The organism is Comamonas antarctica, assembly GCF_013363755.1.
Taxonomy (GTDB): Bacteria; Pseudomonadota; Gammaproteobacteria; order Burkholderiales; family Burkholderiaceae_C; genus Comamonas; species Comamonas antarctica.
Window position 1 is genome coordinate 3,888,050 of sequence record NZ_CP054840.1, and the last position, 15,352, is coordinate 3,903,401.

Here is a 15,352-nt window from a genome sequence, read left to right on the forward strand (position 1 = left end):
AATTCCTAGGGCTGGGTGGTGGGAGCGGCAAAACCGGGCTCGCCCGGGCCGGGCACGGCACGGCCGCTGCCGTAGATCACCGATTGCGGGTTGTCGCTGAAGCCGCCGGCGGCGGCGCCGAGCTGGCGCGCGGCGCGCGATACGTCGTCGGCAGCGCGGCTCACATGCGGCAAGGTGGTGCGGCCCAGGCCGTCGGCCGCACGCACCAGCGACTGGGTGCCCTGCGCAATCTGCTCCAGCGGCCCCTCGGGGGCGTTGATGCGCTGCACCGTCTGGCCCAGGTCGGCCGCCACTGCGGCGGTGTTCTTGCCAGCCTGGTCCAGCGACTGCAGCGCCTTGCGCGCATCGGCGGTCAGCGCGGGGAAGTCGGCCAATGCCGGCTCGATGCGCTGCGTGAGCGTGTGCTGCACGCCCGTGCTCAGGTCGCGCACGCCCGCCGCTGCGCCCGAGATGTTCTCCAGCATCTCGCTGAAGCGCTTCTGGTTCTCGTCGCCCAGCATGTCGTTGAGGCGGCGCGTGACCTCATCCACACGGCCCAGCAGCGCCGGGCCCTGGTCGGCCAGCATGCTCAGCGGCGAGGACTTGAGCCACAGCCGCGGCAAGCCGCTCGCGCCCGGCGGCTGCGGCGGCGGGGGTTCGACCGCATCATCGAGCTGCACATGGGCCAGGCCGGTCACGCCCTGGTAGCCCAGCACCGCAAACGTGGTGGCGGAGATCGGCGCGCCGGTGTCCACGGCAATGCGGATCAGCACGTTGCCGCTGGCCTGCGGATCGAAGCCGATGTAGACCACCTTGCCCACCGGCACGCCCTTGTAGCGCACCGCGGCCTGGGGCTGCAGGCCGCCGATGCCGTCCTTGGTGGTCATCTCGTACTGGTGGTACTGGTTGTGGTCGCGCGTCAGCCACAGCGCGAGGCCGGCCAGCAGGGCCGCCACCAGCACCACGAACAGTCCCGCGGCCATTGCATGCGACTTGTTTTCCATCAGGTTTCTCCCGCGGCCTCGGGGCCGTTGTTCAGGGGCGCCATGGCACGGCGGCCGCGCTCTCCCCGGAAAAAGGTTTCAATAAAGGGATGGTCATAGGCCGCGACCTCGCGCGGCGTGCCGGTGACCAGCACCTTCTTCTCGGCTAGCACGGCCACGCGCGAGGACAGCGCAAACAGCGTGTCGAGGTCATGGGTCACCATGACCAGCGTCAGTCCCAGCGCCGCGTGCAGTTCGCGCAGCAGCGCGCAGAATTCGTCGGAACTCGTGGGATCGAGCCCGGCCGTGGGCTCGTCGAGCAGCAGCAGCGGCGGATCCATGATCAGCGCGCGCGCCAGCGCCGCGCGCTTGATCATGCCGCCCGAGAGATCGGCGGGCATGCGCGTCGCATGCTCGGGCTTGAGGCCCACCATCTGCAGCTTGACCATGGCGGCGTCGTGCACCAGGTCGAGCGGCAGCGTGCCCTGCTCGCGCAGCGCAAACGCGACGTTGTCCAGCACGTTGAACGCCGAAAACAGCGCGCCATGCTGGAACAGCATGCCGACGCGGCTGGCCGCGCCCTCGCGCCCCATCTGCGCAGCGGGCCGGCCCAGCACTTCGACCGTGCCCTTGGTCGGCTTGAGCAGCCCGAGCATCTGGCGCAGCAGCACCGTCTTGCCCGTGCCCGAGCCGCCGACGATGGACAGCATCTCGCCGCGTTCGACCGTCAGGTCCAGGTCCTGGTGCACGGCAAAGGCCTTAGCGCCTTCGCCAAATACGCTCCACAGGCCTTCGATGCGCACCACGGGCGCTTCCTGCGGCGCGGGCGCGGGCGCCTTGGGGGGAGTCGAGAGATCAACCGCTGTCATCGTGTCAGATCCCTACGTCCTTGAAAACAATGGCGAATATCGCATCCACGATGATCACCATGGTGATGGCCGACACCACCGAGGCCGTGGTGCCCTGCCCCAGGCTCTGGGTATTGGGTTCGACGCGCAGCCCCCAGTGGCAGCCGATCAGCGCGATCAGCACGCCGAACACCATGGACTTGCCCATCGCCATCCAGAGGTTGGCCGCTTCGACCGCCGAAGGCAGCGCCTGGGCGAAATAGGCGGGCGTGACGCCCATCGTCAGGTCGGCCGCCAGCATGCCGCCGGCCAGCGCGGCCAGCGTGGTCCAGAGCGCGACCAGCGGCATGGCCACCGCCAGCGCCAGCGCGCGCGGCAGCACCAGCCGGAAGCCATGGGCGATGCCCATGACCTGCATGGCATCGAGTTCCTCGTTGACGCGCATCACGCCGATCTGCGCCGTGATGGCCGAGCCCGTGCGGCCTGCCACCAGGATCGCGGCGAGCAACGGCCCGAGTTCGCGGATCAGCGAAATGCCCAGGATGTTGACGATGAACGACTCGGCGCCGAACTGGCGCAGCTGCAGTGCCATCAGGAAGGCCAGCACCACGCCGATCAGGAATCCAACCAGTGCCGTGATCGGCAGCGCCGTCGCGCCCATGCTGTAGAGATGGCCCGAGATATCGCGCCAGGGCCCGCGCTGCGGCTTGCGCAGCAGGCGCCCGAAATCCAGCAGCAGCTGGCCGATCAGCTCGACCAGTTCCTTGAGATGGCTGCAGCCGGCCAGCACCAGCACGCCGAACCTGTCGATCTGGTCGAACGGGTGCCAGCGCGTGGGCTGCGGCTTTTCCACCTGGCTCAGCTCGGCGACGCGATCGAGGATTTCGCGCTGCGCCGCGCCCACCTCGCAGCGCTGCGGCCACTGGCCGCCCCAGTGGTTCCAGAGCACCTGCGCACCGACGTAGTCGAGGCGGCCGATACCGGTGAGGTCCCAGGCGGCGCCGCTGCCGACCGCGTTCAGCTCGCGCTGCAGGCGGCGCCACTGCGCGCGTTCGCCAAAGCCCGCAGCCGTCCAGTCGCCCTGGGCGAGGGCGCGTCCGGCCGAGGCGTGGCCGACTGAGGCGCCCCCGGCCGAGGCATCGGAATCCAGCACGACAGAAGGGTTTGAGGAAGGCGGCATGAAGGCAGTGGCGGCGTGAAACGACCCGGTCCCGAAGCTCGGGCCGGCATCCAGTTTTGCATAGTTGACCGGCCGCTGCGCGCAGGACGCGACCTCGTCCTGCACTCTAGCGCAAGCGACCGCGATGCCACGCAAAAAATGCCAACCCGCAGGCGCACGCCCGCGCGCTTTCCCTATCGACCGCCGAGCGAGCGGTCCGCACAATGGGTCCAGACCCATCACCCCGCGCGCCGCCGCGCAGCGATCCGCACCATGAGCGACACCACTTTCGACTACATCATCATTGGCGGCGGCACGGCCGGAGCGCTGCTGTGCAACCGGCTGAGCGCCGACCGCAGCAAGCGCGTGCTGCTGATCGAGGCCGGGCGCAAGGACGACTACCACTGGATCCACATCCCTGTCGGCTATCTCTACTGCATTGGCAATCCGCGCACCGACTGGCTCTACCAGACCGAAGCCGAAGCCGGCCTCAACGGCCGCAGCCTGCGCTATCCGCGCGGCAAGACGCTGGGCGGGTGCAGCAGCATCAACGGCATGATCTACATGCGCGGCCAGGCGCGCGACTACGACCAGTGGGCCGACATCACCGGCGACACGGCCTGGCGCTGGGACAACTGCCTGCCGAACTTCATGCGCCACGAGGACCACTGGCGGCTCGACGCGGGCGGCAATGCCGACGCGCGCTTCAAGGGCCTGCATGGCAACAAGGCCACGGGCAGCACCGGCGAATGGCGCGTCGAGAAGCAGCGCCTGCGCTGGGACATCCTCGATGCGTTTTCCCAGGCCGCGCAGCAAGCCGGCATTCCCGCCAGCGACGACTTCAACGGCGGCGACAACGAGGGCGTGGGCTACTTCGAAGTCAACCAGAAGGCCGGCTGGCGCTGGAACACGGCCAAGGCCTTTCTGCGCCCGGCCTGCTACGGCCGTGCCAACTTCGAGATGTGGACCATGGCCCAGGCCACGAAACTGATCGTGGAGACCCAGCCCGACGGCCGCCGGCGCTGCACCGGCGTCGAGGTGGCGACCGGCGACGGCATCGAGACCGTGCATGCCACGGCCGAAGTGCTGGTCTGCGCGGGCGCGATCAACTCGCCGCAGCTGCTGCAGCTGTCGGGCATCGGCCCGGCGGCGCTGCTGCAAAGGCATGGCATCCCGGTGGTGCAGGACCTGCCCGGCGTGGGCGCCAACCTGCAGGACCACCTGCAGATCCGCACGGTGTTCAAGGTGCAGGGTGCGCCCACGCTCAACGTGCTGGCCTCCAGCCTGCTGGGCAAGGCGCGCATCGGCATGGAATATGCGCTCAAGCGCACGGGCCCGATGAGCATGGCGCCCTCGCAGCTCGGCGCCTTCACGCGCAGCCGCCCCGACCTGCCCCACCCCAACCTCGAATACCACGTGCAGCCGCTGTCGCTCGATGCGTTCGGCGAGCCGCTGCATGCGTTCCCGGCATTCACCGCCAGCGTCTGCAACCTCAACCCGACAAGCCGCGGCACGGTGCAGATCCGCAGCGCGGATTTCCGCCAGGCCCCGGCCATCGCGCCCAACTATCTCAGCACCGAGGAGGACCGCCAGGTCGCCGCCGACAGCCTGCGCCTCACGCGGCGCATCGTGGCCCAGCCGGCGCTGGCGCGCTACGCGCCCGAGGAGTTCAAGCCCGGCGTGCAGTTCCAGACCGACGAGGAGCTCGCGCGCCTGGCGGGCGACATCGCCACCACCATCTTCCATCCCGTGGGCACGACCCGAATGGGGCGCGCCGACGACCCGCTGGCAGTGCTGGACAGCCAGTTGCGCGTGCGCGGCATCGACGGCCTGCGCGTGGTCGATGCGGGCGCGATGCCGACCATCACCAGCGGCAACACCAACTCGCCGACGCTGATGATGGCCGAGAAGGTCGCCGAATGGATACGCAAGGGCCAGGGCCCGGTCGCGACCTCGGGGGCGCGCCAGGCCAGCGCCGAATTGCCGCGTGTCCCTGCCGAGGCCTGAACGCTGGACGGCAGCCGGTCACACGCCTGACACAAAGAAACCCTGCCGAATTTCTACGTACTTCGGGAAACCCCCAATGCACCATGGGGGTGCAAGCGTTAAAGTCGCTCCACTCAAGTGCACCTCGGTGCGACGAAGAGGGGCCGAGGAGACGACTCGACACACAAATAGACCAATTTCAAAAAGCATACAGTGAGATGCCTTCTAAAGCGCCGGCCAGTCCGGCGCTTTTTTATTGGCCGTCCCCCGCCGCCCGGCACCGCGGCGGTGCGACAATCCCGGTCCATATGGAATGGCTCTTTGTTTCGCTGGCGTCACTGCTGGCCGGGTTTATCGATGCAATCGTGGGCGGTGGCGGGCTGATCCTGGTGCCGGCGATCTTCGCGGCGTTTCCGCATGCACCGCCAGCCACGCTGCTGGGCACCAACAAGAGCGCATCCGTCTGGGGCACGGCCATCTCGGCCTGGAAGTACAGCCGCCGCGTCGACATTCCCTGGGCCGCACTGACCCCGGCCATCGCCATCAGCTTTGCCGGCTCGTTTGCGGGCGCCTGGGCGGTCACGGTCATTTCCTCGGATTTCCTGCGCAAGCTGCTGCCGGTGATCCTGGTGCTGGTGCTGATCTACACGCTGCTCAAGAAGGACATGGGCCGCCACCATGCGCCGCGCTATGCGGGCCGCGCGCAGACGCTGATGGCCTGCGCCATCGGCCTGGTGATCGGTTTCTACGACGGCTTCTTCGGCCCGGGCACGGGCAGCTTCTTCGTGTTCCTGTTCGTGCGCCTGCTGGGCTATGACTTCCTCAACGCCTCGGTGTCGGCCAAGCTGCTGAACATTGCCACCAACCTCGCGGCCATCATGCTGTTTGCGATGAAGGGCCATGTCTGGTGGCACTTCGCGCTGCCGCTGGCCGCAGCCAACGTGATCGGCAGCCTGCTGGGCACGCACATGGCCCTGCGCCACGGCACGGGCTTCGTGCGCGGCATCTTCATCCTGGTGGTCAGCGCGCTGATCCTCAAGACCGGCTACGACGCCTTCCTGCGCTGACGCCGCGACACCCTGCAAGCAAGTAAGCGCCTGCATACCTGGCGGATCCTGTCTGGCAAGGCAACTGGGGGTTGGTCTGGTGCGCCGCATGCTGCACGCGTCCCATGATGGCCGCAGGGCCTGTGCCCTGCCCTCAGGAGATGCGCATGAACATTCTGCAGACCTTTCTTCTTGCGGTGGCGCTGTGCCTGCCCGCAGCCGCACTGCAGGCGCGGACGCTGGAGGCGGTGCGCAAGGACGGCACGCTGCTGATCGCCACCGAGGGCCAGTATGCGCCGTTCAACTATTTCCAGGGCCAGCAACTCACGGGCTTCGAAGTCGAAGTGGCCGAACTCGTGGCGCGCAAGATGGGGCTCAAGCCGCAGTGGAAGACGCTGGGCTTCGATGCGCTGCTCACGGGCTTGCAGCAAGACCGCTGGGATGTGGTGATTGCCTCGCATGCGATCACCGACGAGCGCGCCCGGGCCGTGAGCTTCGCCGCGCCGCATTACTGCTCGGGCGGCACCATCGTCTCGCTGTCCCCATCGCTGCGCAGCGCCAGGGATCTCGCGGGCAAGGTCGTCGCAGTGCAGACCGGCACCACCTATGCCGCCGAGGTCGGGCGCCTGCCCGGCGTCAAAGCGGTCAAGAACTTTCCCGGCGACGCCGATGCGCGCAACGCGCTGGCTTCGCGGCGCGTCGATGCGATGGTCACCGACCGCTTCGTCGCCAAGGAACTGCTGCGCAAGTCGCCGCAGGCCGGCTTCCATGTCGGCGACCGCGTCACCACCGAGCGCATTGCCGCGGCAGTCGCCCGGGGCAACACGGGCCTGGCTGATGCCTGGTCGCAGGCGCTGCGGGAAGCGCTGGCCGATGGCAGCTATGCGCAGCTGTCGCAGAAGTACTTCCAGGAAGACGTGCGCTGCCCGGCCCGGCCCTGATCCATCGGCGCGCCAGGCCTTTGCACCATGTCCCTTGCCCCGTGGCCCGCGCGCTGGACGCGCCTGCAACGCAGCAACGCCACGCTGGTCGCGGCGCTGCTGCTGCTGGTGCTGTTCATGGCCGCGCTGGGCTGGCTGTTTTCCTGGCTGCCCGAACCCATAGGCTCGAGTGCCCGGGCTTTTGCGCAAGGCACGCGCACCACGCTGTGGCTGACGCTGGTCAGCGGCGCGGTCGGGCTGGCGCTGGGCACGGCCACGGCGCTGGCACGCACCTCGCGCTGGGTCGTGCTGCGCTGGGCCGCGCGCTTCTATCTGTGGGTGGTCCGCGGCACGCCGCTGCTGGTGCAGATCCTGTTCGTGTATTTCGCACTGCCGGTGCTGGTGCCCAGCCTGCGGCTGCCGGAATTCACGGCCGCCGTGGTGGCGCTGGGCCTCAACGCCGGCGCCTACAACAGCGAAGCCATCCGCGCCGGGCTGCTGGCCGTGCCGCAGGGCCAGACCGAGGCCGCGCGCGCGCTGGGCCTGGGCCGGCGCCATGTGTTTCTCGATGTGGTCATGCCGCAGGCATTCAAGATGGCGCTGCCGCCGCTGGTCAGCAACTTCGTCGCGCTGCTCAAGGATTCGTCGCTGGCCTATGCCATCGGCGTGGTCGAGCTGACCAATGTCGGCAATCGCCTGCAGGCGCAGACCTTCCAGCCGATTGCCACGCTCAGTACCGTGGCCCTGACCTATCTGCTGCTGACCACGCTCGTGACCCAGGCTACACAGGCCATCGAATACCGCTTCGACATCGAAGGCCGGGCGCAATGAAAGGCAGGCCCTATATCGTGGTCGACCGGGTCTGCAAGTCGTTCGGGCCGCAGCCGGTGCTGCGCGAGGTCTCGACGCAGTTTCGCACCGGCGAGGTCAGCGTGATCATCGGCGCGTCGGGCTCGGGCAAGTCCACGCTGCTGCGCGCGATCAACCGGCTCGAGCCGCATGACAGCGGCAGCATCACGATTGATGGCGTACCCGTGGGATCCGACGAGGCCACGCTGCAACGCCAGCGCATCGCCGTCGGCATGGTGTTCCAGCAGTTCAACCTGTTTGGCCACATGACGGTGCTGGACAACCTCACGCTCGCGCCGCGGCGCATCCACAAGACGCCGCGGGGCGAGGCCAACGTCCAGGCCATGGCGCTGCTGCGGCGCGTCGGCCTGCAGGAACACGCCGCCCGGTATCCCTGGCAGCTGTCGGGCGGGCAGCAGCAGCGCGTGGCCATCGCGCGCGCGCTGGCCATGCGCCCCCAGGTGATGCTGTTCGACGAGCCGACCTCGGCGCTTGACCCGGAAATGGTGCAGGAGGTGCTGGACGTGATGCGCGAACTCGCGCGCGCCGGCATGACCATGGTCATCGTCACCCACGAGATGGGCTTTGCGCGCGAGGTGGCCGACCGCGTGCTGTTCTTCGACCAGGGCCGCATCGCGCATGAGGCGCCGCCGGCCGAGTTCTTCGGCCAGCCGGCGAGCGAGCGCATCCGCGCCTTCATCGGCCGCATGGGCGGCTGACGCGCCCCGGCCTTCAGTCCTCGGGCACCCAGGCCGCGCTGGCGGCCGCCGCTGCAGCCATTGCCGCCTGGGTCGGCGGCCGCAGCGCGGGCGTGGCGGGCTTGGCTCCGGACGCACTGTTCTTGGCGCCGGCCTCGGCGGGTGCGGCCGGCGGGTAGGGATCAGGCAGGACCTTGCGCGGCAGGCCTTCGAGCGCGACGCTGTCGGCGGGCAGGGTGATGTCGTTGGCGCGGCGCGGCTGGCCCATGGGCGTGCGCGCCTGGCCCGAGCGCACCGAGGCCATGTCTTCTTCGCTGGGATACTGGCCCAGCAGCCAGTAGTCGAATACCCGGCGCGCGATCGGCCCGGCCGCCACCGCGCCAAAGCCGGCGTTCTCGACGATCAGCGCCAGGGCGATCGTCGGATTGTCGGCAGGCGCGTACGCCATGTAGAGCGAGTGGTCGCGCTGGTACTCGCTGAGCCGGGCGGCATTGTATTTTTCCTTCTGGCCCACGCTCACGGCCTGGGCCGTGCCGGTCTTGCCGGCCGAGGTATAGGGCGCGCCCATGAAAATGCCGCGCGCCGTGCCCTCGACCGTGACGGCCGCGACCGCGCGCCGCACCGCCGCGACGTTCTGCGGCTTGTAGCCCAGGTCGATGCCTGCGGGCTGGGGCAGCGGCTCGTAGCGCCGCGTCAGCGCGTCGACCTTGCCCAGGCCCAGGTGCGGCTGGTGCTTCACGCCATTGTTGGCCAGCGTGGCCATCGCATGCGCGAGCTGCAGCAGCGTGAAGTTGTTGTAGCCCTGGCCAATGCCCAGCGAGATGGTCTCGCCCGCATACCATTTCTTCTGCTCGGGGCGCTTGTAGGTGTTGCGCTTCCACTCCTGGCTGGGCAGCACGCCGCGGGCCTCGCCGCGCACATCGAGCCCGGTGAGCTGGCCGAAGCCCAGCGGCTTCATGAAGTCGTGCATGGTGTCGACGCCCATGTCATTGGCCAGCTGGTAGAAGTACACGTTGCTCGACTTGACGATCGCGCGGTGCATGTCGATCGCGCCGTTGGGATGGCCGCTGCGGAAGGTGTGGCCGCCGAAGGTCCAGCTGCCGTTGTCCTGCACGATGGTGTCGGTGCGGCGCGCGCCCAGCTCGAGCGCGCCCAGCGCCATGAACGGCTTGTAGGTCGAGCCCGGCGGATAGGTGCCGCGCAGCGCACGGTTGAGCATGGGCCGGTCGATGGATTCGTTGAGCTGCGACCAGCTTTCCTGGTCGATGCCGTCGACGAACAGGTTCAGGTCGAAGGTCGGGCGGCTGACCATGGCCAGCACCTCGCCGTTGCGCGGATCGATGGCCACCAGCGCGCCGCGGCGGTTGCCATAGAGCTGCTCGACCATGCGCTGCAGCCGGATGTCGAGCGACAGCACCAGGCTGTCGCCGGGCGTCGCGGCACGGCTGCCGAGCTTGCGCACGGCGTAGCCGCCGGCCGAGGTCTCGAGCTGCTCCCAGCCGGTGAGGCCGTGCAGGTCCTTTTCGTAGCTTTGCTCGATGCCCAGCTTGCCGATGACCTCGGTGCCGCGGTAGTTGGCTGCGTCCTCCGAGTCCTCGATCACTTCCTTCTCGCGCTGGTTGATGCGGCCGATGTAGCCGATCACATGGCTGGCGGTGTCCTCGAGCGGATAGGAGCGGAACAGCCGGGCCTTGATGTCGACACCGGGGAAGCGGTAACGCTGGGCGGCGAAATGCGCGACTTCCTCGTCGCTCAGGCGCGTGCGGATCGGCAGCGACTCGAAATTCTTCGAGTCCTCGACCAGGCGCTTGAACTTGCGCCGGTCGCGCGGCGTGATCTCGACCAGGGTGGCGAGTTCGTCGATCGTGGCTTCGAGGTCCTTGACCTTGGAGCGCGTGATCTCCAGCGTATAGGCCGCATAGTTGGTGGCCAGCACCACGCCATTGCGGTCGAGGATCTGGCCGCGGTTGGGCACGATGGGCACGACCGCCGTGCGGTTGCTTTCGGCGCGCTCGGCCAGGTCTTCGTGGCGCACCACCTGCAGCACCAGCAGGCGCCAGACCAGCACGCAGAACGCCAGCAGCACCACGGCCGCGATCACCCAGACACGCAGGCGAAAGCGCGACTGTTCGGCTTCGGAGTCCAGGACTTCCATCATGCGGCCACCCTCCCCCTGCTCACAGCGGCCGGTTTTCGTCGGCGTCGGGCGCGCGCCGCTGCGGCGCGAGCAGCAAGCCGCTGATCAAGGGCCACAGCAGCGCTTCGACCAAAGGCGCGATGGCCATGGTCCAGCCCGGGAAGTCATCGCCGCCGATCAGGCGCACGACCAGCGCCACGGCATGCGCCAGGAAGAACAGCGGCAGCATCTGCAGCGCCTGCACCGGCAGGCTGAACCACAGCAGGCGCCGGCGCACCAGGTTGGTGCCGAACAGCAGCAGGCAGTAGACCAGCGCATGCTGGCCCAGCAGCGCGCTGTGCTGCACATCCATGCAGAGCCCGAAGATGAAGGCCAGGCCCATGCCCACGCGCTGCGGCTGGTGCACGCTCCAGAAGGCCAGCAGCAGCATCATCAGATCGGGCAGCCAGACCACGCGGCCCAGCGGCAGCATGTTGATGGCCAGGGCCGCAATCAGGCTGGCGCCCATGAATACCGGATTGACCGGCAGCAGCAGCGGCTGGCCGCGCGGCATGATCATCGCGAAGTCTCCTGGCGCGCGCGCGCCGCGGGTGCAGCAGCAGCCGCGGGTGCGGCCGCCGCAGTTGCCTTGGCCGGCGGGGCGGGCGCCTTGGCAGCAGCGGCCGCGGGGGCTTGCGCCGGCGGCGCGTCGTCCGCGGCCACCAGCGCCAGCGGCGGCAGCACCAGCACATGGCGCGCCTGCTGGACGCGGGCCATGGGCTCGCAATAGATGCGCGAGAACGCCGAATCGGCGCGGTGTTCGACCCGCAGCACGCGCGCCACCGGAATGCCCGCAGGATAGACACCGTCGACGCCGCTGGTGGTCAGCAGGTCGCCTTCGACCACATCGGCATTGCTGGGCACGAAGCGCAGCTCGATGCTGCCGCCGCCGCCGGGCGCCGGGTCGCCATAGGCCACGCTGCGCGCGCCGGTGCGCGGATTGAAGACGGGAATGGCTTGGTCGCGGTCGATCAGCAGCGTGACTTCGGCGCGCCGCGGATAGACGCGCGTCACCTGGCCCAGCACGCCATTGGCGTCGAGCACCGGCGAGCCGAGCACGATGCCCGAGGTCTCGCCGCGGTCGATGACGACGCGGCGCGTATACGGGTCGGGCGTGTCATGGACCACTTCGGCGGCCTGGCCCGGGCTGGCGAGGTGCTCGCGCAGTGCCAGCAGGGCGCGCAGATGCAGGTTCTCGTCAAGCAGCTGCTCGGCGAGGTGCGCGCTCTGCGCGACCTGCACCAGCCGCTGGTCGGCGGCGCGCGCCTCGGCCTGGGCCTGCTCCAGCGTCTGCAGGTAGTTCATGCCTTCGTTGACCAGGGCCACGGGCTGCACCATGAGCCATTGCACTGGATACAGCACGCTGGCCACGGCCTTGCGCACGGGTTCGGTGAGCTTGAAGCGCGCGTCGGCCACCATCAGGAACAGCGCCAGCGCGCTGTAGCAGGCCAGCTGCGACAGCGCCGACGGCCCCTGGCGGAACAGCGAGGGCACGCGCCGGTCGAGGGTTCCCGCGGGCATCAGGCGTGCCCCGGCGCTGACGGCGTTGCCGCCGGCAGTCGAAAATCTTGCGCAGCCATGTGTGTCAAATCTCGCCGCCTACCGCAGTCCGTGCAGCCTGGCGCTCACTCGCTGGTGAAGATGTTGCCCTGGCGGTCGAGGGTTTCCAGCGCCATGCCGCAGCCGCGCACCACGCAGGTCAGCGGCTCTTCGGCGACCAGCACCGGCAGGCCGGTTTCCTCGGCCAGCAGGCGGTCGAGATCGCGCAGCAGCGCGCCGCCACCGGTCAGCATCATGCCGCGTTCGGCGATGTCGGCGCCGAGTTCGGGCGGGGTCTGTTCGAGCGCGTTCTTCACGGCCGAGACGATCTGGTTCAGCGGTTCGGTCAGCGCTTCGAGCACTTCGTTGCTCGAGATCGTGAAGCTGCGCGGCACGCCTTCGGACAGGTTGCGGCCCTTGACTTCGATCTCGCGCACTTCGGAGCCGGGGAAGGCCGAGCCGATCTGCTTCTTGATCAGTTCCGCGGTGGGCTCGCCGATCAGCATGCCGTAGTTGCGGCGGATGTAGCTGATGATGCTTTCGTCGAACTTGTCGCCGCCGACGCGCACCGAGCCCTTGTAGACCATGCCGCCCAGCGAGATCACGCCGACTTCGGTCGTGCCGCCGCCGATGTCGACAACCATCGAGCCCGAGGCTTCGGACACCGGCAAGCCGGCGCCGATGCCGGCGGCCATCGGTTCCTCGATCAGGTGCACGGTGCGCGCGCCCGCGGCCTCGGCCGCGTCCTTGATGGCGCGGCGCTCGACCTGGGTCGAGCCGCAGGGCACGCAGATGATGATGCGCGGGCTGGGCGACAACAGCGTCCGGGGATGCACCATCTTGATAAACTGCTTGATCATCTGCTCGGTGATGACGAAGTCGGCAATGACGCCGTCCTTCATCGGGCGGATGGCTTCGATGTTGCCGGGCACCTTGCCGAGCATGGCCTTGGCCTCGCTGCCGACGGCCTGGATCACCTTCTTGCCATGCGGGCCGCCTTCGTGGCGGATCGCGACAACCGAGGGTTCATCCAGGACAATGCCTTTGTCACGGGCGAAAATAAGCGTGTTTGCTGTGCCAAGGTCAATGGCCAGGTCGGTGGAGAAATACCGACGAAAAGCTCCGAACATTCAACAGTCCTCTCAGGCATGGCAGGCGCGTCGGCCGGTCATCACCAGGTGTCAGGGGGGGGATGGGAGTGCAATTAGGTCCAATGCCGCAAATACCGCCTGGAAAAGATGGTAGAGCGGCAAAGCCGAGATAATACCGTATCCCCTGTGAACAACCCCTGCCGGCTTGACCCGGATCACAGCTTTACTTCTGGTTTCCTCTTTCCAAAACCCCCTATGGCACTGACCTCTCACGACATCGGGCGCATCGCCAATCTGGCGCGGCTTGAACTATCCCCCGCCGAAAGTGAGCGCATGCTTGCCCAGCTCAACGGCTTCTTCGGCATCGTCGAGAAGATGCAGGCCGTGGATACTTCGGGCATTGCGCCGCTGTCCCATCCCGTGGCGGCCATCGAGGACGTGCAATTGCGCCTGCGTGACGACATTGCCAGCGAACCCAACAACCGCGAAGCCAACCAGCGCAACGCGCCGGCCGTCGAGCGCGGCCTGTTCCTGGTTCCCAAAGTGATTGAGTAAGGCTTCCCGCATGACTTCGCATTCCACCGATCTGCACGATCTGAGCGTGACCGCGCTCGCCGAACAACTGCGCACGCGCCAGGTGTCGGCCGTTGAAACCGCCCAGCACTTCCTGGACCGCGCCAAGGCGCAGCAGAACCTGGGCGCCTATGTGGCGCTCAATGAAGAAGCCACGCTGGCCCAGGCGCGCGCCGCCGATGCGCTGCTGGCGACCGGCAACGCCGGCACGCTGACCGGCGTGCCGATTGCGCACAAGGACATCTTCGTCACGCGCGACTTCCCCACCACCGCCGGCTCGAAGATACTGGACGGCTACCTCTCGCCGTTTGACGCGACCGTGGTCACGCGCCTGGCCGAAGCCGGCGCCGTGACGCTGGGCAAGCTCAACTGCGACGAGTTCGCGATGGGTTCGGCCAACGAGAACTCGGCCGTCGCCCCCGTGGGCTTCGACGCGCCCGCGCCGGTGCGCAACCCCTGGGACCTGTCGCGCGTGCCGGGCGGCTCGTCGGGCGGCTCGGCCGTGGCCGTGGCCGCGCGCCTCGCGCCGGCCGTGACCGGCACCGACACCGGCGGCTCGATCCGCCAGCCGGCCTCGTTTTGCGGCGTCACGGGCATCAAGCCGACCTATGGCCGCGCCTCGCGCTACGGCATGATTGCTTTTGCATCGAGCCTGGACCAGGCCGGCCCGATGGCGCGCAGCGCCGAGGACTGCGCACTGCTGCTGAGCGCCATGTGCGGACCCGACCTCGACCGCGACTCGACCTCGCTCGACCGTCCTGTGGAAAACTTCGGCGCGACGCTGGGCAACGACATTGCCGGCCTGCGCATCGGCGTGCCCGAGGAATTCTTCGGCGACGGCCTGTCGGCCGACGTGCGCGCCGCGGTCGATGCCGCGCTGCAGGAATACGTGAAGCTGGGCGCCAAGCTGGTGCCCATCCACCTGCCGCGCACCGAGCTGTCGATTCCGGTCTATTACATCCTGGCGCCGGCCGAGGCGTCGTCCAACCTGTCGCGCTTCGACGGCGTGAAGTTCGGCCACCGCGCCAAGCACTACACCGACCTGGTCGACATGTACAAGAAGACGCGCGCCGAAGGCTTTGGCGACGAGGTCAAGCGCCGCATCATGATCGGCGCCTATGTGCTCAGCGAAGGCTACTACGATGCCTACTACCTGCAGGCGCAGAAGATCCGCCGCATGATTGCCGACGACTTCCAGGCCGCGTTCCAGCACTGCGACGTGATCGCCGGCCCGGCCGCGCCCACGGTGGCCTGGGAACTGGGCGCCAAGAGCGACCCGCTGGCGAACTACCTCGCCGACATCTACACGCTGCCCGCATCGCTGGCCGGCCTGCCCGGCATGAGCCTGCCCGCGGGCTTCGGCGCCGGCGGCATGCCCGTGGGCCTGCAGCTGATCGGCAACTACTTCCGCGAAAGCCAGCTGCTGGGCGCCGCGCACCGCTTCCAGCAAGCCACCGACTTCCACCTGCGCCGCCCCCTGGCCTTGTGATCACGCAGGAGCACCG

General features: G+C 68.4%; 14 protein-coding genes. 7 read left to right on the forward strand and 7 right to left on the reverse strand.

Annotated elements, in window-relative coordinates; all coding sequences use genetic code 11:
* Nucleotides 1-5 precede the first annotated feature (5 nt).
* Genes HUK68_RS18100 through HUK68_RS18110 form a run of 3 tightly spaced genes read right to left on the reverse strand, consistent with a single transcriptional unit; the run spans nucleotide 6 to nucleotide 2,990 of the window.
* Nucleotides 6-983 carry an MlaD family protein gene (locus HUK68_RS18100; RefSeq protein WP_175505444.1) on the reverse strand — a complete coding sequence of 326 codons (978 nt, stop codon included), beginning with the start codon at nucleotides 981-983 and terminating at the stop codon, nucleotides 6-8.
* A complete protein-coding gene (locus HUK68_RS18105) occupies nucleotides 983-1,831 on the reverse strand; it encodes an ABC transporter ATP-binding protein (protein ID WP_175505445.1) in 849 nt (282 codons plus the stop codon). The genes HUK68_RS18100 and HUK68_RS18105 overlap by 1 nt, the downstream gene beginning before the upstream one ends.
* A 4-nt stretch (nucleotides 1,832-1,835) precedes the next feature.
* Nucleotides 1,836-2,990 carry an MlaE family ABC transporter permease gene (locus HUK68_RS18110; protein ID WP_175505446.1) on the reverse strand — a complete coding sequence of 385 codons (1,155 nt, stop codon included), beginning with the start codon at nucleotides 2,988-2,990 and terminating at the stop codon, nucleotides 1,836-1,838.
* A gap of 252 nt (nucleotides 2,991-3,242) precedes the next feature.
* Between HUK68_RS18110 and HUK68_RS18115 the strand changes: the two genes are divergently transcribed.
* The 5 genes from HUK68_RS18115 (at nucleotide 3,243) to HUK68_RS18135 (ending at nucleotide 8,489) form a co-directional block, all read left to right on the forward strand.
* Nucleotides 3,243-4,976, forward strand: coding sequence for a GMC family oxidoreductase (locus tag HUK68_RS18115; RefSeq protein ID WP_175505447.1), 1,734 nt, complete (start codon nucleotides 3,243-3,245; stop codon nucleotides 4,974-4,976).
* Between the two features lie 287 nt (nucleotides 4,977-5,263).
* Nucleotides 5,264-6,022: a TSUP family transporter gene (locus tag HUK68_RS18120; protein ID WP_175505448.1), complete on the forward strand. Its 759-nt coding sequence runs from the start codon at nucleotides 5,264-5,266 to the stop codon at nucleotides 6,020-6,022.
* A gap of 146 nt (nucleotides 6,023-6,168) precedes the next feature.
* Complete coding sequence (locus HUK68_RS18125; protein WP_175505449.1) at nucleotides 6,169-6,942, forward strand: ABC transporter substrate-binding protein; 774 nt, start codon at nucleotides 6,169-6,171, stop codon at nucleotides 6,940-6,942.
* 27 nt (nucleotides 6,943-6,969) lie between these two features.
* Nucleotides 6,970-7,752 carry an amino acid ABC transporter permease gene (locus HUK68_RS18130; protein WP_175505450.1) on the forward strand — a complete coding sequence of 261 codons (783 nt, stop codon included), beginning with the start codon at nucleotides 6,970-6,972 and terminating at the stop codon, nucleotides 7,750-7,752.
* On the forward strand, nucleotides 7,749-8,489 hold the full coding sequence (locus HUK68_RS18135; protein WP_175505451.1) for an amino acid ABC transporter ATP-binding protein: 741 nt from the start codon (nucleotides 7,749-7,751) through the stop codon (nucleotides 8,487-8,489). The genes HUK68_RS18130 and HUK68_RS18135 overlap by 4 nt, the downstream gene beginning before the upstream one ends.
* A gap of 13 nt (nucleotides 8,490-8,502) precedes the next feature.
* Here the strand turns inward: HUK68_RS18135 and mrdA are convergent, their stop codons facing one another.
* From mrdA to HUK68_RS18155, 4 genes are all read right to left on the reverse strand, one after another.
* Nucleotides 8,503-10,626 carry a penicillin-binding protein 2 gene (gene mrdA, locus HUK68_RS18140; protein WP_175505452.1) on the reverse strand — a complete coding sequence of 708 codons (2,124 nt, stop codon included), beginning with the start codon at nucleotides 10,624-10,626 and terminating at the stop codon, nucleotides 8,503-8,505.
* Between the two features lie 19 nt (nucleotides 10,627-10,645).
* Nucleotides 10,646-11,164 carry a rod shape-determining protein MreD gene (mreD, locus tag HUK68_RS18145; protein WP_175505453.1) on the reverse strand — a complete coding sequence of 173 codons (519 nt, stop codon included), beginning with the start codon at nucleotides 11,162-11,164 and terminating at the stop codon, nucleotides 10,646-10,648.
* Nucleotides 11,161-12,165, reverse strand: a complete 1,005-nt coding sequence (gene mreC, locus HUK68_RS18150) for a rod shape-determining protein MreC (RefSeq protein WP_175505454.1) — start codon at nucleotides 12,163-12,165, stop codon at nucleotides 11,161-11,163. The genes mreD and mreC overlap by 4 nt, the downstream gene beginning before the upstream one ends.
* 104 nt (nucleotides 12,166-12,269) lie before the next feature.
* The gene (locus tag HUK68_RS18155; RefSeq protein WP_175505455.1) at nucleotides 12,270-13,313 is read right to left on the reverse strand and encodes a rod shape-determining protein; all 1,044 of its coding nucleotides are present in this window, start codon (nucleotides 13,311-13,313) and stop codon (nucleotides 12,270-12,272) included.
* A 216-nt stretch (nucleotides 13,314-13,529) separates the two neighbouring features.
* Here HUK68_RS18155 and gatC point away from each other — a divergent pair, with 216 nt between their 5' ends.
* Nucleotides 13,530-13,829, forward strand: coding sequence for an Asp-tRNA(Asn)/Glu-tRNA(Gln) amidotransferase subunit GatC (gatC, locus tag HUK68_RS18160; protein WP_175505456.1), 300 nt, complete (start codon nucleotides 13,530-13,532; stop codon nucleotides 13,827-13,829).
* Nucleotides 13,830-13,839: 10 nt separating this feature from the next.
* Entirely contained in the window at nucleotides 13,840-15,336 is a 1,497-nt protein-coding gene (gene gatA, locus HUK68_RS18165) for an Asp-tRNA(Asn)/Glu-tRNA(Gln) amidotransferase subunit GatA (RefSeq protein WP_175505457.1), read from the forward strand.
* The last annotated feature ends 16 nt before the right edge of the window (nucleotides 15,337-15,352 follow it).

What these genes read in the sequence shown, in the direction of transcription:
- HUK68_RS18100 (WP_175505444.1), bottom strand. Translation starts at nt 983, where the DNA reads ATGGAAAACAAGTCGCATGCAATGGCCGCGGGACTGTTCGTGGTGCTG.
- HUK68_RS18105 (WP_175505445.1), bottom strand. Translation starts at nt 1,831, where the DNA reads ATGACAGCGGTTGATCTCTCGACTCCCCCCAAGGCGCCCGCGCCCGCG.
- HUK68_RS18110 (WP_175505446.1), bottom strand. Translation starts at nt 2,990, where the DNA reads ATGCCGCCTTCCTCAAACCCTTCTGTCGTGCTGGATTCCGATGCCTCG.
- HUK68_RS18115 (WP_175505447.1), top strand. Translation starts at nt 3,243, where the DNA reads ATGAGCGACACCACTTTCGACTACATCATCATTGGCGGCGGCACGGCC.
- HUK68_RS18120 (WP_175505448.1), top strand. Translation starts at nt 5,264, where the DNA reads ATGGAATGGCTCTTTGTTTCGCTGGCGTCACTGCTGGCCGGGTTTATC.
- HUK68_RS18125 (WP_175505449.1), top strand. Translation starts at nt 6,169, where the DNA reads ATGAACATTCTGCAGACCTTTCTTCTTGCGGTGGCGCTGTGCCTGCCC.
- HUK68_RS18130 (WP_175505450.1), top strand. Translation starts at nt 6,970, where the DNA reads ATGTCCCTTGCCCCGTGGCCCGCGCGCTGGACGCGCCTGCAACGCAGC.
- HUK68_RS18135 (WP_175505451.1), top strand. Translation starts at nt 7,749, where the DNA reads ATGAAAGGCAGGCCCTATATCGTGGTCGACCGGGTCTGCAAGTCGTTC.
- mrdA (WP_175505452.1), bottom strand. Translation starts at nt 10,626, where the DNA reads ATGATGGAAGTCCTGGACTCCGAAGCCGAACAGTCGCGCTTTCGCCTG.
- mreD (WP_175505453.1), bottom strand. Translation starts at nt 11,164, where the DNA reads ATGATCATGCCGCGCGGCCAGCCGCTGCTGCTGCCGGTCAATCCGGTA.
- mreC (WP_175505454.1), bottom strand. Translation starts at nt 12,165, where the DNA reads ATGCCCGCGGGAACCCTCGACCGGCGCGTGCCCTCGCTGTTCCGCCAG.
- HUK68_RS18155 (WP_175505455.1), bottom strand. Translation starts at nt 13,313, where the DNA reads ATGTTCGGAGCTTTTCGTCGGTATTTCTCCACCGACCTGGCCATTGAC.
- gatC (WP_175505456.1), top strand. Translation starts at nt 13,530, where the DNA reads ATGGCACTGACCTCTCACGACATCGGGCGCATCGCCAATCTGGCGCGG.
- gatA (WP_175505457.1), top strand. Translation starts at nt 13,840, where the DNA reads ATGACTTCGCATTCCACCGATCTGCACGATCTGAGCGTGACCGCGCTC.